Annotated in this window: 20 protein-coding genes; 10 read left to right on the top strand and 10 right to left on the bottom strand. The window is 69.9% G+C overall.

Going from position 1 to position 15,533, the window contains the following annotated elements; genetic code table 11:
* Nucleotides 1-2: 2 nt before the first annotated feature.
* On the bottom strand, nt 3-1,511 hold the full coding sequence (locus tag NDI65_RS12795) for a 2-oxo acid dehydrogenase subunit E2 (protein WP_310893715.1): 1,509 nt from the start codon (nt 1,509-1,511) through the stop codon (nt 3-5).
* Between the two features lie 90 nt (nt 1,512-1,601).
* Here NDI65_RS12795 and NDI65_RS12790 point away from each other — a divergent pair, with 90 nt between their 5' ends.
* A complete protein-coding gene (locus NDI65_RS12790; RefSeq protein ID WP_004065032.1) occupies nt 1,602-2,525 on the top strand; it encodes a sulfide-dependent adenosine diphosphate thiazole synthase in 924 nt (307 codons plus the stop codon).
* 81 nt (nt 2,526-2,606) lie between these two features.
* On the opposite strand, the gene NDI65_RS12785 is transcribed toward NDI65_RS12790, so the two are convergent.
* From NDI65_RS12785 to NDI65_RS12765, 5 genes are all read right to left on the bottom strand, one after another.
* Nucleotides 2,607-3,068 (bottom strand): hypothetical protein, encoded by a 462-nt coding sequence (locus NDI65_RS12785; RefSeq protein ID WP_007275738.1) that lies wholly within the window; start codon nt 3,066-3,068, stop codon nt 2,607-2,609.
* A 66-nt stretch (nt 3,069-3,134) separates the two neighbouring features.
* The gene (locus NDI65_RS12780) at nt 3,135-3,854 is read right to left on the bottom strand and encodes a methyltransferase domain-containing protein (protein ID WP_310893714.1); all 720 of its coding nucleotides are present in this window, start codon (nt 3,852-3,854) and stop codon (nt 3,135-3,137) included.
* Nucleotides 3,855-3,866: 12 nt separating this feature from the next.
* Complete coding sequence (locus NDI65_RS12775) at nt 3,867-4,766, bottom strand: thiamine-phosphate synthase family protein (RefSeq protein ID WP_089779139.1); 900 nt, start codon at nt 4,764-4,766, stop codon at nt 3,867-3,869.
* Entirely contained in the window at nt 4,763-5,350 is a 588-nt protein-coding gene (gene dcd, locus NDI65_RS12770; protein ID WP_089779141.1) for a dCTP deaminase, read from the bottom strand. The genes NDI65_RS12775 and dcd overlap by 4 nt, the downstream gene beginning before the upstream one ends.
* A 50-nt stretch (nt 5,351-5,400) precedes the next feature.
* On the bottom strand, nt 5,401-6,141 hold the full coding sequence (locus NDI65_RS12765) for a Yip1 family protein (protein WP_089779142.1): 741 nt from the start codon (nt 6,139-6,141) through the stop codon (nt 5,401-5,403).
* A gap of 96 nt (nt 6,142-6,237) precedes the next feature.
* Here NDI65_RS12765 and pth2 point away from each other — a divergent pair, with 96 nt between their 5' ends.
* Nucleotides 6,238-6,576: a peptidyl-tRNA hydrolase Pth2 gene (gene pth2, locus NDI65_RS12760; protein ID WP_007275742.1), complete on the top strand. Its 339-nt coding sequence runs from the start codon at nt 6,238-6,240 to the stop codon at nt 6,574-6,576.
* The gene (truD, locus tag NDI65_RS12755) at nt 6,576-7,958 is read left to right on the top strand and encodes a tRNA pseudouridine(13) synthase TruD (protein ID WP_089779145.1); all 1,383 of its coding nucleotides are present in this window, start codon (nt 6,576-6,578) and stop codon (nt 7,956-7,958) included. The genes pth2 and truD overlap by 1 nt, the downstream gene beginning before the upstream one ends.
* Nucleotides 7,959-8,003: 45 nt before the next feature.
* On the opposite strand, the gene NDI65_RS12750 is transcribed toward truD, so the two are convergent.
* Complete coding sequence (locus NDI65_RS12750) at nt 8,004-8,816, bottom strand: hypothetical protein (protein ID WP_310893713.1); 813 nt, start codon at nt 8,814-8,816, stop codon at nt 8,004-8,006.
* Nucleotides 8,817-8,942: 126 nt separating this feature from the next.
* Here NDI65_RS12750 and NDI65_RS12745 point away from each other — a divergent pair, with 126 nt between their 5' ends.
* Nucleotides 8,943-9,668: a DUF2103 domain-containing protein gene (locus NDI65_RS12745; protein WP_089779931.1), complete on the top strand. Its 726-nt coding sequence runs from the start codon at nt 8,943-8,945 to the stop codon at nt 9,666-9,668.
* 36 nt (nt 9,669-9,704) lie between these two features.
* Here NDI65_RS12745 and NDI65_RS12740 read toward each other — a convergent pair whose 3' ends face one another.
* Entirely contained in the window at nt 9,705-10,709 is a 1,005-nt protein-coding gene (locus NDI65_RS12740; RefSeq protein ID WP_089779149.1) for an NAD-dependent epimerase/dehydratase family protein, read from the bottom strand.
* A 102-nt stretch (nt 10,710-10,811) separates the two neighbouring features.
* Between NDI65_RS12740 and NDI65_RS12735 the strand changes: the two genes are divergently transcribed.
* From NDI65_RS12735 to NDI65_RS12710, 6 genes are all read left to right on the top strand, one after another.
* Nucleotides 10,812-11,081 (top strand): 50S ribosomal protein L37ae, encoded by a 270-nt coding sequence (locus NDI65_RS12735; RefSeq protein WP_089779151.1) that lies wholly within the window; start codon nt 10,812-10,814, stop codon nt 11,079-11,081.
* A gap of 33 nt (nt 11,082-11,114) precedes the next feature.
* Nucleotides 11,115-11,249 (top strand): DNA-directed RNA polymerase subunit P, encoded by a 135-nt coding sequence (locus tag NDI65_RS12730; protein ID WP_004044283.1) that lies wholly within the window; start codon nt 11,115-11,117, stop codon nt 11,247-11,249.
* A gap of 1 nt (nt 11,250) precedes the next feature.
* Nucleotides 11,251-11,520, top strand: coding sequence for a KEOPS complex subunit Pcc1 (locus NDI65_RS12725; RefSeq protein WP_089779153.1), 270 nt, complete (start codon nt 11,251-11,253; stop codon nt 11,518-11,520).
* Nucleotides 11,521-11,563: 43 nt separating this feature from the next.
* Nucleotides 11,564-11,947, top strand: a complete 384-nt coding sequence (locus NDI65_RS12720) for a prefoldin subunit beta (protein WP_008577429.1) — start codon at nt 11,564-11,566, stop codon at nt 11,945-11,947.
* Complete coding sequence (locus NDI65_RS12715; protein ID WP_004970217.1) at nt 11,948-12,202, top strand: DUF3194 domain-containing protein; 255 nt, start codon at nt 11,948-11,950, stop codon at nt 12,200-12,202.
* A gap of 184 nt (nt 12,203-12,386) precedes the next feature.
* Nucleotides 12,387-12,593, top strand: coding sequence for an HVO_0649 family zinc finger protein (locus NDI65_RS12710; RefSeq protein WP_089779155.1), 207 nt, complete (start codon nt 12,387-12,389; stop codon nt 12,591-12,593).
* 118 nt (nt 12,594-12,711) lie between these two features.
* On the opposite strand, the gene NDI65_RS12705 is transcribed toward NDI65_RS12710, so the two are convergent.
* Complete coding sequence (locus NDI65_RS12705) at nt 12,712-14,625, bottom strand: DUF2070 family protein (protein WP_089779158.1); 1,914 nt, start codon at nt 14,623-14,625, stop codon at nt 12,712-12,714.
* Nucleotides 14,626-14,828: 203 nt separating this feature from the next.
* Nucleotides 14,829-15,380, bottom strand: a complete 552-nt coding sequence (locus NDI65_RS12700; protein WP_089779160.1) for a GMP synthase subunit A — start codon at nt 15,378-15,380, stop codon at nt 14,829-14,831.
* Nucleotides 15,381-15,533: the final 153 nt, after the last annotated feature.

Below are 15,533 nucleotides of genomic sequence, written 5' to 3'. Positions count from 1 at the left end.
TTTCACCGCCCGCCGGCGGCGATGACGAGCGACCACGGGTTCTCGACGTGTTCGACGAGCGTGCCGAGCATGCGGGCGGCGTCCGCCCCGTCGACGATGCGGTGGTCGAACGACAGCGAAAAGGAGATGACCCGCCGGACGGTCACGTCGCCGTCGTCGGTCGGCACGGCCTCCCGGCGAATCGTGTTGACGCCGAGGATGGCGACCTGCGGCGGGTTGATTATCGGGTCGAACGACTCGACGCCGAGGACGCCGAGGTTCGAGACGGTGAAGGTGCCCCCCGAGAGGTCGTCCATCGTGAAGTCGCCCGACAGCGCCCGCTGGGTGACCTCGGCGCGGGTCTCGGCGAGTTCGGCCAGCGACAGCGAGGCGACGTCGCGGACGACCGGCGCGATGAGCCCCTCGTCGATGTCGACCGCGACGCAGATGTTGTGCTCCCCGTGGAGCCGGTGGACACCGTCCTCGAAAGTCGCGTTGAACTCGGGGTGCTCGTCGAGTGACGCCGAAAGTACGAGCAGGAGGACGTCCGTTATCGATACGTCCGCGTCGAGGGCGTCGTCGGCGGCGTCGGCCGCGGCGAGCAGTTCCTCCGCGTCGGCGCGGCGGTCGACCGTGACGTGGACCGCCTCGCGGTAGCTCTCGCCGAGTCGGTCGGCGATGGTGCGGCGCATCCCGGATAGCGGGCGTTCGGTCTCGACCGGCTCGCTCGCGGCGGTCGCGTCGGTCGTCTCGGCCCCCGCGGTCGCCGCGGAGTCGGTTGCCGCCGCGCTCGCGCCGCCCGCCGCCCGCACGTCGGACTCGGTGATGCGACCGTTCTGTCCCGTCCCCTCGACGGCCCCGATGTCGACGCCGAGTTCGCGGGCGAGGCGGCGTGCGCTCGGCGGGGCGAACACGCGCTTTTCGGCCGCGGCGGCGGTCCCGGCGGCGGTCCCGGCGTCGTCGCCGCCGGCGGGCGTCTCGGCCTCCGCCGCGGCTTCCACGTCGCTCTCGGTGATAGCGCCCTGCGGCCCGGAGCCCTCGACGGTCGTGAGGTCGACGCCGAGGTCGTCCGCGAGTCGCTTCGCGCGCGGCGACGCGCGCACCTCGCCGTTCCCCGACGAGGCGTCCGACCCGCCGGCGTGTGAGGTCGCGCCCGACGAGTCGCCTCCGGTCGCCGCCGCCGTCTCGGTCGCCTCGGCCGCGCCCGAGTCCGCCGCGGAGTCGTCGGTCGCGGCGGGTTCGTCTCCGCCCTCGCCGACGCCCGCGTCCGCCTCTAACCCGGAGATGTCCTCGTCCGCCCCGGCGACGATAGCCAACGCGCCGCCGGGCGCTGTCGACTCGCCTTCCGCGAGAACGACGCGCCGCAGAACGCCGTCCTCCTTGGCGTCAATCTCCGCGGTCGTCTTCTCCGACTCGATTTCGGCGATCGGCTCGCCCTCGGTGACCTCGTCGCCCTCCGAGACGAGCCACGCCGAGAGCTCGCCGGACTTCATCTCTAACCCGAGCTTGGGCATCTTGACTACGTACGCCATGGGTACAACATACACTATAGTCCGTGATATATCTAGGTCGCCGCGGCCGCGACCACCAGACTTTACTACTAGGTGGTATCACTAGGTGGTATGTCGTTCGACGGATTCACCGACGCGACAGAAGCACAGGTCACACGCGCGATTTCCGACTCGTGGATGGAGGAGTTCCGCGAGCGCACCGACACCGAGGTCATCGTCGTGGGCGGCGGGCCCTCCGGGCTCGTGGCGGCCAAAGAGCTCGCCGAGCGCGGCGTCGACGTGACCATCGTGGAGAAGAACAACTACCTCGGCGGCGGCTTCTGGCTCGGCGGCTTCCTCATGAACAAGGTGACCGTCCGCGACCCGGCCCAGCGCGTCCTCGACGAGCTCGGCGTCCCCTACGAGGAGAGCGACGAGGCCGAGGGGCTGTACGTCGCCGACGGCCCGCACGCCTGTTCCGCGCTCATCAAGGCCGCCTGCGACGCCGGCGCGAAGATTCAGAACATGACGGAGTTCACCGACGTCGTCCTCCGCGAGGACGACCGCGTCGGCGGCATCGTCATGAACTGGACGCCGGTCCACGCGCTCCCGCGCGAACTCACCTGCGTCGACCCCATCGCGGTCGAGTCCGACCTCGTCCTCGACGCGACGGGCCACGACGCCGTCGTCCTCTCGAAGCTCTCCGAGCGCGGCGTCCTCGACGTGAACGGCATCGAACACGCCAAGGAACACAACACGGGCATGGACAAGACCGCCGACGGCGAGTACGGCGCGCCCGGCCACGACTCGCCCGGCCACGACTCGATGTGGGTCTCCGAGAGCGAAGACAGCATCGTCGACGCGACGGGCGTCGTCCACCCCGGCGTCGTCGCCTCCGGCATGGCCGTCGCCACCGCCCACCACCTGCCGCGCATGGGCCCGACGTTCGGTGCCATGTTGCTCTCTGGCCGGCAGGCGGCGCAGTCCTGTCTCGACGAACTCGGCCGTGACGCGCCCGAGGTGAGCATCTCCGGTCCCGCTCCGGCCGACGACTGACCGTCTCCCGACGGTCCGATTGTCGGCTCCCCCGACGCCTCTGACACTCGTTCTGGGTCGCTCCCGACCCGTTTTCCGTTACTAGATTCCCTCGCGTTCCTGCTCGTGAACCCAGCCGAGCGTTCGCCTGAGTCGCGCCCACCCACGGTTCCACACGAGCAGAAAGCCGGGGACGACACCGACGGCGAGCAACGCCAGATAGTACTGCAACTCGACGACCGGCGGGTACGCCACCGACGCGATTACGTCGAGGAGTCGCAATGCGAACCAGAGCCGCGCCGCGACGAAGTGACCGATAACGAAACTGCCGACGAGCCGCTCCTGAACGCCCGCGGGCTCAGTCCGCCCGCCGATACGGCTCCGGTAGAGCAGATACCCGACGACGAGCGGTTCGAAGACGACACAGCCGAGCGCCCACAGGAGACTCGCGTTGCTCCCCCGCTCGGCGGCGTCGAGAGACACCCAGTAGCCGACGAGCCCCAAGAACAAGAGGTGAAACGCGTTGAAGGGCGCGCCGAGAAGCTCCGCGAGGAACGAGGCCATACCACCCGTCGACAGCGGGGCGACATATCGCTTCTGTCGGCCGGTCGGACCGCACGACGGCGATTGCTACTCCACCGCGCCCGCACGAACCCGCGCGAAGCCGAGCGCGTGCGTCGTCTGGTGCGTCACTCGACACCGCGATTCGAGCGACCGATGGGCCGCGACGAGCCGCCGGTTCAGCATCTTCGTCGGCGACGCGCGCATCGTGCGCGACCCCGGCGGCGCGGTGACGCGGACGAGCGCCCGAAACGCCGGATTGAGCGGTCGCCAGCGCGGGTCGGTCGTCTCCGCGAGGTCGACGAGACAGAGCCGGCCGCCCGGTCCGACGAGGTCGGCCCACGACGAGACCACGGCCGCGGGGTCGTCGAACATCCCCGAGACGAACGTGGCGAGGACGGCGTCCGGCGATTCTGCGAGTTCACGCGCGACCGGCGGCCGGGTCGCGTCGGCGCGAACGAGGTGGACGTTCGGGTACTCGCGGGTCCGCTCGCGGGCCACGTCGAGGACGCCGGGGGAGAAATCGACGCCGACGACGGTCCCCTCGGGGCCGACGCGCTCGGCGAGGTACGGGAGGTTCGCGCCCGTCCCGCAGCCCATCTCGACGACCGTCTCGCCGGGAGAGAGCGCGAGCGCGTCGGCGGCTTCGGTTCTGACGCTCCCGACGCCGGGCGCGCGGCGGGCGAGCGCGTCGTAGAGCGTCGCCCAGCGGGTGTAGAACGACTGGGCGACAGACGACGGGGAGCGAGAGCGGGAACGGGAACGGGAATCGGGCTGTTCGGCTGTCATGGGACGGGAGCCTCAGAGCAGGACGCGGACCACGTCGGCGACGGCGGGCGCGTCGGGGCCGAGAACGTACGTGATTGGTTCGATGCCGTAGCCGCCGCTCTGGTAGACGACGAACGTCTCCGGGAGGTCGCGGCCGGTGAGGAGTTCGCGGACCGGGTCGGTCGGCGCGTCGGGGTCGAACTCGATGCACTCGTAGCCCGCGGCTTCGAGGTCTTCGATGACGCCCGCGTCGTAGACGATGTTGAGCGCGGCGTTCACGTCGGCTCCGGCGGCGCGGGCCGAAAGCAGGACGCCGGCGACGTGGCCGCTGACGCCGAACTCGGGCTCGCCGGGGACGGTCGCCTGCCCCTTCACGTCGAAGATGCGACCGGGGATGGCCGCCACCTCGTCCACGCTGTCGGCGTCCGGCAGCGACTCCACGAGGTTGGAGCCGACGTTCGGGATGAGCCCCGCGAAGCCGGAGGTGTTCGTGAGCATGCGGAGGCCGCGGCGGACCGACGAGCGGACCTGCTCGACGGTTCGGAGGCGACCCTCGGGGTCGTGGATGCTCCGAAAGCCGTCGTGGGAGGCGAGTTCTGGCATCTCCTCCTCGTGGAGGTCCGAAAGCAGGTCGCCCTCCTCCAGTTGGCGGATGAGGACCTCGGCCTCGACGAGCGCCTGCACGGGCGTTATGTCGCCGGTGGCGAGGCCGTCGCCGACGCGGGAGACGAGGTCGACGACGCGGGGGTCGGTGGCGACCCGCTCGTTCGTGCTGACCTCGCCGTGGGCGTACTTCGAGACGGCGCTCTGGCTGATGCCGAGCGCGTCGGCGACCTCCGACTGGGTGAACCCGCGGTCCCGGAGGTCCTCCGCGAGGAGCGCGCGGAACGTGGGCAGGAACGCGTCCACGACGATTTCTTCGATGAACTTCATTCGCCGCCACCGAACTCGGGGTCGGAGCTGAGCCGCGACGCCTGCGGCCCGCGCTGGCCCTGATACTTCGACCCGCGTTCGACCCCGTAGGGGCGGTCGGCGGGCGATTTCATCTCCGTGAACACGAGTTGAGAGATGCGCATGCCGGGGGTGAGCGCGACGGGCGCGGTGCCGAGGTTCGACAGTTCGAGCGTGATTTGGCCCTCGTAGCCGGGGTCGACGATGCCCGCGGTGGCGTGGATGACGACCGCGAGGCGGCCGAGCGACGACCGGCCCTCGACGGTCGCCAGCAGGTCGGCGGGAATCTCCACGCGCTCTTTGGTCGTGCCGAGGACGAAGTCGCCGGGGTGGAGGATGAAGTCGTCGCCCTCCGGGACGTGCGTCTCGCGGACGTACTCGGAGACCTCGCTCTCGCGGTTCGGGTGGATACAGGAGATGTTCGTGCGCTGGAACTCCAGGAATTCGGTGCCGAGACGGAGGTCGACGCTCGCGGGCTGGACCTGCATGTCCACGTCGTCTATCGGGTCGACCACGAGGTCACCCTCGGCGAGGCGAGCGAGGATGTCCGAGTCGGAGAGTATCATACTCGAAGGGAGCGCGTCGCGGACAAGTAAATCCACCTTCTCGGCGCGGCTCAGAGGAGTTCGAACAGGAGGCCGACGAGGCTCAGGCCGACGGTGACGACGGCGGCCGACTCGACGTCGAGGTCGCGGGCGCGGGCCAGCCCGTAGGTCCTGACGTACGTCGCCCACGCGACCGTGACGACCACGACGACCCCGCTGACGAGGCCGAAGCCGGACAGCGCCGACTGCATCGCGGCGACCGCGGCGTCGGGCGTCGACGGGAGGTCGATTCGTGGGAGGGCGTAGGCGAGGTAGCCGGCGAGCGCGACGGCGCGGGCCGCGCTCGGAACCATCCCCCACGCGGCGACCGTCAGCGTCTCGGCGAACCCACCCTCGCCGCCGACGAGCGACGTGCCGAGGTGGAGAACCGCCGCCTCGAACAGCCAGAACAGCGGCACGCCGACGAGCATCGCCCACGGGACCCACGAGATTTCCTCCCAGACGAGGTCGCCGAGGCGCTTGTCGAGCTGTTCGGGAACCGACGGGTCACAGCCCGCGGGGGCGCCCATGTCGGCGAACGGGCCGCCCTCTTCGTAGTTCTCGCACATCATCTCGGGGGCGTGTGCGGGGTTGTCGACGGTGACCCGCTGGTCGAGCTGTTGGGTGAACGTGACGAGGATGCCGCCGGTGGCGGCCGCGACGACGAGCGTCACGAGCGCGACGACGGCGAGCGCCCGCCCGGCATCGAGCGGTCGCGGCCGCGACGCGAAGTACTCGCGCGGCTTGCGGAGGGGCGTTCGGGGACCTGCCATCGGTCGAACCACGGAGATGTTGGTGAAATGTCTTCTGCCCCGCACGCGACGCCCGCGATGGGAGGACATTTACCGCGTCGGCGGGGAGTAGCGGGCATGAAACAGGCCATCGTCGCACGCGCCGACCTCGGCATGGGCCGGGGAAAGCTCGCCGCGCAGGTCGCCCACGCCTCGCTGTCCGCCTACGAGGACACCGACTCGCAGACGCGAAAGCGCTGGAAGGGCGGCGGACAGAAGAAGGTCGTCCTCAAGGCCAACGGCGAGTCCGAACTGTTCAAACTCGCCGACAAGGCAGAGCGAGCGGGCATCCCCCACGCCATCATCCGCGACGCGGGGCACACGCAACTCGACCCCGGCACGGTGACGGCGCTCGCCGTCGGCCCCGCCGACGACGACGAAATCGACCGCGTGACCGGCGACCTCTCGCTGTACTGATGCGCGAGGCACACCCGCTTGAGCGCGCGGTCGGCATCGACAGCTACGTGAGCGACGCCGACGGCGTCGGCGGCCGCCTCCGCGTCGCCCCCGAGGACTTCCGCGTGCGCGAACTCGAACTCGACTCGCTGAACGTCCGCCCGCCGGACGCGCCGACCGGCGACTTCCCGAACCTCGTCCTCCGCGTCAGCCTCCGCGGCTGGGACACCAACGACTTCGCGGGGCGGCTCTCGGACGAACTCGGCGCGAGCAGAGAGCGCGTCTCGTGGGCCGGCACGAAGGACAAACACGCCGTGACGACTCAGCTGTTCACCGTCAACGGCGGCGACGCCGCCGACGTGCCCGACATTCCGAACGCCGATATCGAAGTCGTCGGCCGCCTCGGGCGCACGCTGAACTTCGGCGACCTCGCGGGCAACGGCTTCCGTATCCGCGTCCGCGACCCCGAACACCCCGACAACGCCGCGGCCGTCACCGACGCCCTCGCCGAGTTCGGCGGCCGCGAGGGTCGCGTCGGCGTTCCGAACTTCTTCGGCCACCAGCGGTTCGGGAGCATCCGCCCCATCACCCACAAAGTCGGCCTCCACGTCGTCCGCGGCGAGTGGCGCGAGGCCGTGTTGGCGTACTGCGGCGGGCCGACCGAGGACGAACCCGAGGAGACCCAAGAAGGCCGCGCCGTCGTCGACGAGGAGGCCGCGTCGGCCGACCCCGACTGGCACCGCGCGCTCGACGCGATTCCGGGCTACCTCGGCTACGAGCGGGGGATGCTCCACCGACTCGCCGAGGACGGCGCGGAGACCGACGCGGACTGGCGCAACGCGCTCGAATCGGTCCCGTCGAACCTCCAGCGACTGTTCGTCAACGCCGCGCAGTCCTACGCGTTCAACCGGATGCTCTCGGAGCGCCTCGACCGCGGCCTCCCGTTCGACGAACCCGTCGAGGGCGACGTGGTCTGCTTCGCCGACCGCGACGCGCCCGAGGGGCTGGAACTCCCCGACGTGAGCCGCCTCCAGACCGCGACGGGCCGCCGGGTCGAGGTCATGGGCCGGCACATCGAGCGCGGCCGCGCGTTCGTCACGGCCCCGCTCGTCGGCACCGACACCGAACTCGCCGAGGGCGAACAGGGCGACATCGAGCGGGGCGTCCTCGACGACCTCGACCTCGAACCGGGCGACTTCGACCTCCCCGGTAACTTCCGGTCGACCGGGACGCGCCGGGCGATTCTCGTCCGCACCGACCTCGACGTGGAGCGCGAGAGCGGCGACGCCGACGACGCCGACGGCGCTGGCGACGACCTCGTCTTCGACTTCGCGCTCCCCCACGGCTCGTACGCGACGGCCGTGATGCGCGAGTACCTGAAGGCCGGACCGCTCGACCTCTGAAAAGCGAACCGAGACGCGAACGTACAATCGAACCGAGACGCGAACCTACTGTTCTGCGGCGCTCGCGGCGGGGCTGGGTCCCGCCCGTCTCTCCGCATCCGCGGTGCGCGTGGTCGCGTAGCCGATGGCCGCGAAGGGAAGCGAGAGGAGCGTCGCGGCGACCGCGAACCCGACCGCGAGGCCGACGGACTCCGGGTCGAAGCCGGCGGCCTCCGCGGCCGGCGGGAAGTACGACCACGCGGGGACGGCGAACGCGAGCGCCGAGACGGTCGCGCCGAGGCGGAACCGACCGCGGGCGCCCGCGACGCCGAGCGCGTAGCCGACGGCCAGCGGGAGCGCCAGCGTGGCGGTCCGGGCGACCGCGGGGCCGGCGACGAGCGACGCGACGACGCCGGCGAGGGCGACGGGTGCCATCGCGTACAGCGACCCGGTGACGACGCCCCCGTCGTCCGAGCGGCCGGCGAAGACCGCACCCCCGGCGGCGAGGAGTGCGACGCCCGCGCCGGCGACGACGACCGGCCGGTCGCGTGCGAAGACGACCACGAGCGGGACGGTCGCCGAGGCGACGAGCGCGAACGCGTGTTCGGCGGTCGTCCGCGTGTCCGCGGGGTCGCGGTGCGCGACGAAGGCGCGGAAGCTCCCGGCGGCGACCCACGCGAGCGCGGCGAACAGCGCGGTCGAAAGCGGCGCGGCCCGGCTGAGATACGAGGCGACCCCCCGACCCGTGTCGAGCGCCGATTGGCCAAGTTGCGTGGCGAGACGGACGGTCGTCTCGGGGTCGGCCGCGAGCGCGACCAGTCCGACGAGACCGGCGAGCGCGAGCGGCGACAGCGACGCGAGAAGGGCGCGGCGGCGCATACGGAGTGGAGTCTCGGACACGGGGACGAATATGTTTCGCCGGACGAGTCGTGTGTCGGGAGTCGCGGCGCGTCCGCCTCGAACCGCATAAACGGCCTTTTGTACGCGCACGCCCGACACGTCGATATGCATTGTCGGCGGTGTGGAAACCCGTTAGAGAAGCCGGGAGACTACTGTCTCACCTGCAACACCGCCAACTGCGACGCCGTCGTGGCCGTCTTCGCGGCCGACCGCGCGACGCTGACGTTCCTCGACGAAGAAGACGTGCTCGGCGAGACGACGGTCACGACGGTTCCCGAGTCGGACGACGAGACGAAGGTGGTCCAGCTCCGGAACTTCGCCGGCCTCGTCGCCGACGAGATTCGACGCAAGCGCCCCGAAACCGTGTACGCCGCGGGCGAGCGCGCTCCGTTGCGCGAGACGCGTGCCCAACTCCACCACGAGTTCTACCGCGTCTCCGACGACGACCCGGTCCAGCGCGTCCTCGACACCCGCGGGGAGCGGACGCTCGAAGTCGTCGACATCCCGCCCGCGGAGAAACTGGGCGGGAGCCACAGCACGCTCATCGGCGGGCGGCGGGGTCGCCGGGCAATCGGCGTCGTCGCCGGCCACCCGCACGTCAAGAAGGTCATCCCCGGCCCCATCGACGCCGGCGGCACCGGGTCGCGGACGGGCCTCCGGGCGAAGGTCACCCGCGCCGACGACAACGGCAACGTCAGACTCCTGCTCCGCGACGGGTCGAGCGTCCAGGAGAACCGCATCGTCACGACGGCGATGAACCGCGAGACGGGCGAGCGCGTCCGCGACGACCTGAACGAGGCGCTGCGCGAAGACGGGTTACAAGACGAGTAGCGAGTGAGAGCGCCGAGCGAGAGGAAGGCGACCGACTCAGGCCGACTCGGCGGCCCCCTCCGGGACCGTCTCGATGCGAACCGGCTCCGTCTCGCCCGCTTCCCCCTGTGACTCGTACCACGCGACCGTCTCGGCGATGGCGTCTCGCAGGGGGGTCGGTTCGACGGCGTCGCCGAACGCCTCGCGGAACTTCGCGTCGCGGACGACGTACGGCTCCTCGAAGGCGTAGCGCATCTCCGCGAGCTCCTTCAGCGGCGCGCTCAGGTAGCCGCCGAGAGTCAGCGCGAGCCCCGGCGCGGCGATGATGTGCGGGAAGCCGGGGTCGACCTCGGCGGCCTCGTAGACGAGGTCGACGAACCGGCGCGTCGACACCGTCTCGGGGTTCGGGACGTGCCAGACCTCGCCGAGCGCCTCGTCGCGCTCGCCGAGGAGGACGAGCGCCCGGGCGAAGTCGGGGACGTAGGTGTAGGTGTGGGCGAGCCGCGGGTCGCCGAACACCTTCGCGCGCTTGCCGGCGACGGCGGCCCCGAACACCTGCTCGCCGACGGCCGACTCGCGGACGCGCGGGCCGAAGAAGTCGCTGGCGCGGCCGATAGTCGCCTCGATGCGACCCGCCTCGTGAGCGTCGAGGACGATGTCGGCGCACTCGGCTCTGGCCTGCCCCTTCGGGCCGGTGGCGGCATAGGGGAGGTCCTCGGTGAGGCGGACCTGCACCGGGCCGTACATGTAGAGGTTCTCGGCGACGACGAGGCGCGCGCCGGCGGCTTCGGCCCCGGCGACGACACCGCGGGTGAGGTCGGGGAACAGTTCGGGCCACTCGTCGTACGGCGGTTGAGCGCAGTGGTAGACGACGTCCGCGCCCGCGAAGGCGGCGACGGCGCGGTCGGGGTAGAGCACGTCGGCGAGGCGGCTCTCGACGCCCTCGGGGAGGAAGTCGGGTTCGTGGCGGGTCACCGCGACCACGGCCTCCCCGCGCTCCCGGAGCTGTTCCATCACCGCGAGTCCGACGGGACCGGCACCCACCACTACGTGTTGTGTCATGGCCTCCCGTACGCGCGCCGGCGACAAAGCCGTGTCTAGGCCCGTCAGGTCCCGAGACGACTCGTAGGGTTTATCCATACCGGCGAGGTAGTTCGCGGTACTATGGCCGAGAAGAAGGCACGATCCGTCGGTAGTTCCGGGCGCTTCGGCGCGCGGTACGGCCGCGTCGCTCGACGCCGCGTCAAGGAAATCGAAGCAGAGATGCGCAACTCCAAGGTCGACGGCGACGACGTCACTCGCGTCGAAACCGGCGTCTGGAAGAACGAGAAGACCGGCGAGGTCTTCACCGGCGGCACCTACCGCCCGCAGACCCCCGCCGGCAAGCAGGTCCGCCGCTCCATCCGCGCCGCGCTCACCGGCGAGGACGAATAACTCCCAAGTAGCCTCGACGCTTTCCATCTCACAATGAGCTACAAGTGTTCCCGGTGCAAGCGCGATGTCGAACTGGACGAGTTCGGTGGCGTCCGCTGTCCGTACTGCGGCCACCGCGTCCTGCTGAAAGAGCGGTCGCCCAACGTCAAAGAAGTCGCCGTCGAGTAGCGTGCGCCCAGCGCACAGCGCTTCGCTCGAATTCGACTATTCTACCGAGCGGCGCGCGCGCGTCGTCGAGCGCAGCGTCGCCGTCGAGGAAGGCGAGATAGACGACGCCCGGTCCGGCGCGCGCGTCGCCCGAGAGGGCCGGACCGTCGTCGTCACCGTCGAGGCCGGCGACCTCGTCGCGCTCCGCGCGGGCGTGAACTCGTGGATACGCCTCGTGGAGACCGCAGAGCGCGTCGCTTCGGCGGGGAGCCCGCTTTTTGAGTCCGCGTAGGAGACCGCGGGTGTTTTAGGGCCGGCGTCCCGTCGGTTCGGGTATGCAGGGAAGTCTACCGCCGGAAGCCCAGGAGAAGCTCGAAGAACTGCAGAACCTTCAGGAGACCGCCCAGAACGTCTCCGAGCAGAAGCAGTCCTCCGAGAGCGCGCTCAACGAGGCGCAGACGGCGCTCACCACGCTCGAAGAGATCGACGGCGACTCGAAGATGTACCGCGAGGTCGGCGAACTCCTCATCGAGACCGACTACGAGTCGGCCAAGGACGACCTCGAAGAGAAGGTCGAGAGCCTCGAAGTCCGCGTCGAGCAGCTCACGAAGCAGGAGACGCGCGTGCAGGAGAAGTTCGAGAGCCTGCAGGAAGAGCTCCAGCAGATGCTTCAGGGCGGCGCGGGCGGCGCGGGTCCGATGGGCCCCGGCGGCGCGTAAATGCCACAGCCGACGGACGAAGAGGTGGTCGAGACCGCCGCGGAGGCGGCTGAGGGCCTCATCTTCGCCCGCTTCAAGCAGTCCCGCGTCAAGGACTTCGACGTCACCGTGACGTTCGAAGACGGCGTCCTCGACGTGGACGTGTACGTCAACGCGCCCGACGACGCCGACGACGCGGAGGCGGTCGCCGAGGAGGCGGCGTTGACGGCGCAGGAGGCCGTGGACGAACTGTTCGCGGCCGCCGACGAGGAGTAAGGGACGTTCTCGCGGGCACCCCCCGCACTCGGTTTCTCCCGGCGAGCGGCCGCGCCGTCGCGGCCGTCGCGCGGAACGAACGCGAAGCGATTCGCGCACAGAATTTCGGATTCCGCAAGTATCACCAGAGGTCGGTGTGAAACCGCCCGACACAATTAAACATGATAGTGATGTATGTTACCTCATGTCAATACGAAGAACGCCGAGAGGGACGACCGCGTTGGACCGGTTACGAGAGCGATACAGCGAGGCCGACCGCACCTGTTCGAAGTGCGGCTTCACCGACGACGACGGCGAGTGGTCGGCCAAGACGACCGGGTCGAGCGTGTTCTATCGGCGCGTCTGTCCGAGTTGCGGCGCTATCGAGACGCGAACGCTCTCGCTGAAGTAGTGCGACGGGCGGTCGCTCGTCGCTCGCATCAACTCGTGAGTGGCGACGCCGGAACCGCGGAGAACGAGAGGTGGAAGGGAACGCCGGACGAAGACGAGCCGCCGGCCGCCGGCGTCACCTACGCGAGGAAGAACACGAGCAGGCTGACGGCCATCGCCGCGAGGATGAGCGCGATTGCGAGCGCCCCGCCCATCGAGACGACGACGTTGGCGTGGCTGGCGAGCGTCTCGGTGCGGTCGTTGCCGAAAATCGTCACCTCCGCGCGTTCGGTCGCCATGCCGGCGACGACCGGCTCGGTGTCCGCGAGCGCGTCGTCGACGAGGCGCTCGATGGTCTCGCGGAGTTCGTCGGGGTCGATGGCCGCGCCGACCTGATTTTCCGCCTCGACGGTGTTGACGATGTGGGTGTCCGTCGTCATCACCTCGGCCACGTCGACGCTCGCCTCCGGGCCGGTCGTCAGCGCCTCGACGATTCGGTCGCGCAGGCCCGGTTCCATGTTGTTGCCGTCGATGAGGACGTACGCGGTCGTCTGGTCGCCGACGGTCGTCGCGGCCACGCGGATGCCCAGCGGGCCGATGCCCTCTCGCGGCGTCCAGTCGGTCGGGTCGAACGCCGTCCCCAGCGAGAGCGACCCGCGCGGCGACGCCGAGAGTTCCTCCCCCGCGAGCCCGGCCGCGGTAATCATGTCGAACGACCGCTTGCTCCCCGGGGTGACGTGGCCGAGGTCGGCGCCTTGGAGCCCGTTGTTGCAGTTGTGGGCGTCGACGAGGAGCACGTCCCGGAGGCCACTCGTGCGGGCCTCGGCGGACGCCGAGAGGCCGACCGCGTACTCGACGTCGTCGGCGAACTGCGGGGCGTACGTCGAGACGAGGAGCGCGTCGTCGCCGAAGCGCTGGCCGAGCATCTTCGCGTCGCCGGACTGGACGCGGGCGCTTTCGGTCACCTCGGAGCTGTACTCGATGCGCTCGTAGGCGTCGTCGGCCGCGTCGAGGACCACGTCGACCTCGCGCTCGGTCACGAGGTTGAAGTCGTGGCCCGCGGTCGCGTGGGGCGGGAACACGAGGCCCTCGGCCCGGCGGGCGACGCGCTCGGGGAAGTTGCCGCCGCCGATTTCGCCCATCGGACCCGGGTGAATCATCGGCAGGACGAACCGGGCCTTCTCGGTGCCGTCCTCGCGCTCGAACGAGAGCACGGTGACGGGGACGATGGCCTCCTGTCCGAGCTGTTCGAAGAAGTCCTCCAGTTCGCGGGTGCCCTCGGCGATGTGGCCGATGAAGCCGCGGATGAAGTCGAGGACGGACACGCCGAGTCCGCGACGCCACGGGCGGTCGACGATGCGGAGGAAGACGTAGACGCCGAGGGCGTACATCACGCAGGTGATGGCGAGGAGTTGGAAGTGGCTCAGCGCGATGGCCGACAGCTCGGGCGGTGCCCGGTCGGGGCGGGCGAGATACGGCATCAGATAGGCGTCGAGGATGGGGCCGCCGACCTCGAAGAAACGGAGCGTCCCGCTGTAGACGAACAGGAGGGCGGCGGACGTGAGCGTCTGGATGCTCGCCGGGACCGCCGCGATGAGAATCGACGACCGCGAGACGGCCATCACGATGAGCAGGCGGAAGGCGAACACCGACGCGAGGGCGACCACGAGCGCGTCGAAGACGAACGTCTGGCCGAGGCCCGTGAAGACGGAGACGATGGCGGCCCCGGTGAGGAACGTGACGATGATCACCTCGCCCGCGAGCGCGAGGAGCGACGAGCGGTTGTGCGTCAGCTTCCCGCCGACGAACCGGTCGACGCCGGTGGTGCCGAACGCCGCGACGACGGTCGGAATCCCGATGAAGAAGATACCTTCCCAAGCGTCTCTGCCGAGGAAGAAGATGCCCCGCCACGAGCCGGCGAGGTCCCCGGAGTCGAACGCCCCGATGCCCGCCATCGCGGCGACGAGCAGGGCGAACCCGAGGCTCGTGTACCAGCTGGGCGCGCGGAAGATGAACCGCGAGAGCCCAGCGAGGTCGCTCTGGGTGGAGGTCATTTCCCGAACAGACAGAACGGAGGCCGGTAAATGTCTCGGCTTGCTTCCGAGGAACGACCATGAAAGACGGCGCATCGTGTCGCCGGGATGCGGTTTTCCGCGGCGGCGACAGGGAGAGAACTGAGCCGCGGCGACAGAGAAAAGCGAGTCACCGCGGAAAACACGGCCGCGGTCGAAGGCGACCGGCCGCTCGCAGTCGTCGGTTACCGCTCGCAGATGTCGATGAAGTTCTCGAACACTTCCTCGCCCTCGGCGGTGTGGGCGACCTCGGGGTGCCACTGGACGCCGTAGAGGTCGCGGTCGGCGTCGCTCATGGCCTCGATGGTGCACACGTCGCTCGTGGCGGTGTGGGTGAAGCCCTCGGGGACCTCCTTAACCTCGTCGGCGTGGCTGGCCCAGACGCGGGTCTCGGGGGCGAGCGAGCCGATGAGCGGGTCGTCCTCGTCGAGGATTTCCACGTCCACGTCGGCGTAGCCGCCGTAGTCGCCGGAGCCGACGCGACCGTCGAGCTCCTCGGCGAGAATCTGCATGCCGAGACAGATGCCCAAGACGGGCACGTCGAGGTCGAGGTAGTCGGGACTGCGGCCGATGCGGTCCATGTCGGGGCCGCCGGAGAGGACGATGCCGTCCGCGTCGATGTCCGCGGGGTCGGTGTCGTTGTCGACGAGTTCGGTGTCGACGCCGAGGTCGCGGAGCGCGCGCCGTTCGAGGTGGGTGAACTGCCCGTGGTTGTCGATGACGACGATGCGGGTCATGTCCCGGATTGGACCACCGTGCCTAAAAGTCAATCGAATAGTGGTCGAGATGGGCGTATCCGTGCATCAGATTGGCACGTCGAGGGCGGTTGGGTCGCGGCGAGTTCGCTTCGATGTTTGGGTGGGTTCCTTGGCGCGAGTGTTCTCATAATT

Origin of the sequence: Haloferax sp. S2CR25 (assembly GCF_031624535.1) — an archaeon.
GTDB classification, from domain to species: domain Archaea; phylum Halobacteriota; class Halobacteria; order Halobacteriales; family Haloferacaceae; genus Haloferax; species Haloferax massiliensis.
Note: the sequence above shows the minus strand (reverse complement) of the source record. Positions and strands in the feature narration are given on the sequence as shown.